This window comes from Bartonella sp. AD328YNZD (assembly GCF_042196425.1).
In genome coordinates this window covers 1-1687 of sequence record NZ_JBHIQG010000445.1, presented here as the reverse complement: position 1 = coordinate 1687, position 1687 = coordinate 1, and the positions used below count along the sequence as shown (strand labels likewise).

Annotated in this window: 3 protein-coding genes; 1 reads left to right on the top strand and 2 read right to left on the bottom strand. The window is 37.0% G+C overall.

Annotation, left to right across the window (positions count from 1 at the left end; translation table 11 throughout):
- Positions 1-453: sensor histidine kinase (locus ACFIO3_RS12690; protein ID WP_375704575.1), on the top strand; the 453-nt coding region annotated here is incomplete at its 5' end.
- A 45-nt stretch (positions 454-498) separates the two neighbouring features.
- Here ACFIO3_RS12690 and ACFIO3_RS12685 read toward each other — a convergent pair.
- Positions 499-999 carry a YbjN domain-containing protein gene (locus ACFIO3_RS12685; RefSeq protein WP_273724125.1) on the bottom strand — a complete coding sequence of 167 codons (501 nt, stop codon included), beginning with the start codon at positions 997-999 and terminating at the stop codon, positions 499-501.
- A 403-nt stretch (positions 1000-1402) separates the two neighbouring features.
- Positions 1403-1648: an accessory factor UbiK family protein gene (locus ACFIO3_RS12680; protein WP_375606341.1), complete on the bottom strand. Its 246-nt coding sequence runs from the start codon at positions 1646-1648 to the stop codon at positions 1403-1405.
- Positions 1649-1687: the final 39 nt, after the last annotated feature.

The following is a 1687-nucleotide window of genomic DNA, read 5'->3' as shown; positions in this document are numbered from 1 at the left end:
CGTGGAGAAGGAAGTGAAAGTGTCAAGACTTTTGATTTAAATGCTCTTATGCAAAAATTCTCCACCGATGCTCATCTTCACAAACGTCAATTTTCTTACACTATTGAAGGTCCTACAGAAATACAAGTACGTCCACGTGCTTTCACACGCTTGGTCAGCAATCTTGTATCAAATGCATTTTGTTACGGCACAACCGTTAAACTAACAGCTAACTCTCAACAAGAATCTTTTATATTGATAATCGATGATAATGGACCTGGAATTCATGAAAATATGCGCACAGAAGTTTTTAAGCCATTCTTTCGACTTGATAAAGCGCGAAATCAAGATGCAAGTGGAACAGGACTTGGTCTTTCTATTGCTCAAGACATAGCACGCAGCCATGGTGGCAATATACAATTAGACGAGAGCCCACTCGGGGGATTGCGCGCTATTCTTGATATCCCCCTATGAGCAATATTTCAGCAAACCGTCTGTAAAAATAACAAACTTGATGTTTTAGGCATTCCCTACAGTTTCAAACAAAGTGTACTGCAGTGCCTTGTAAGCACTTTCTCCCGATAAAGCAACCATCTGAAATGCAACATAATGGCTTTCACAGGCTTTAAGTGCATGTATCAATAATGTTTCAACCTGTATATGAGATGGATGCATCCCACCAGCCAAAAGAAGACCTTGTCGATAAATAACTGAATTATTCCTTTGCCAGTAATCAAAATGTCCCAACAACAATTTTTCATTAATTGCTAGCAATAAGCGCTGTATTTCAGCTGTTCGAGCATTTTTAATAGAAAGATCAAACGAACAAGCTAAATGAAGTGCTTCATGCTCTTCCATCCATGAAAAAGCAAGACGATAGTTTGCGCGTTTTCCTTCCACACAAACGCTAATTTCATCTTGTGCATCTCGCTCAAACGACCAATCATATTCACAGGCAATCTGTTCGATAAAGTCAACAGGGTGCTCTTTTCTTTCTGTGGCGCAAAATGCAAGCCTCATCACAATCCTCAATCATCTTAAAACATTGTCAACAGAATATAAACCGCTTAAATTGTAACAATATTTGCTACAATCAAACCTCTTACACCAAACAAATACACATTAAAAACATCAACAAAACACAAACACCTAGAACACAATCGCGCTCTTTAGGGAAACCTGATAATCATGAAACGAATCATCAAGTTTTTTCAGTGTATTGATACAATTTGATAGCGCCAGCCCCCCTGATTCAAAAAAATGTATTTTTACCCAAAAAAAATCAAAAATAAACAAATGCTCCGCTCTAACAGACTCAAGATTAAGCATTTTTTAGTTTCACGCATCATATTGAAAAATTGGGGATATTTTTTTGAAGATTCTTTTTTTTAAACTATTTTACTTTTTTGTGCCTGCGTTTTTTTTAATCATCTTTTTTTAAATCATCAAGGCGTCTTTTCAAATCAGCGTTATCAGTATGGATTTTCAGCACCATCTCCTTAAAAGTCTCAAACTCTTCGCGAGAAACAAGATCAAGTTTGTTTGCTATCTTTTCAGCCTGCACACGAAAAGCTGTTCCAGCTTCACGTCGTATGCCTTGCGCAACGTCAGCAGCATCTGTTGCTAATTTTGCTAATTCATCAAGAATACGATTTGATCCATTACGCATAACCTTTTTCCTTAAATTTTAATTATTGACACACGCATT

Coding starts and splice junctions, on each gene's coding strand:
- ACFIO3_RS12680 (WP_375606341.1), bottom strand. CDS start 1,648: ATGCGTAATGGATCAAATCGTATTCTTGATGAATTAGCAAAATTAGCA.
- ACFIO3_RS12685 (WP_273724125.1), bottom strand. CDS start 999: ATGAGGCTTGCATTTTGCGCCACAGAAAGAAAAGAGCACCCTGTTGAC.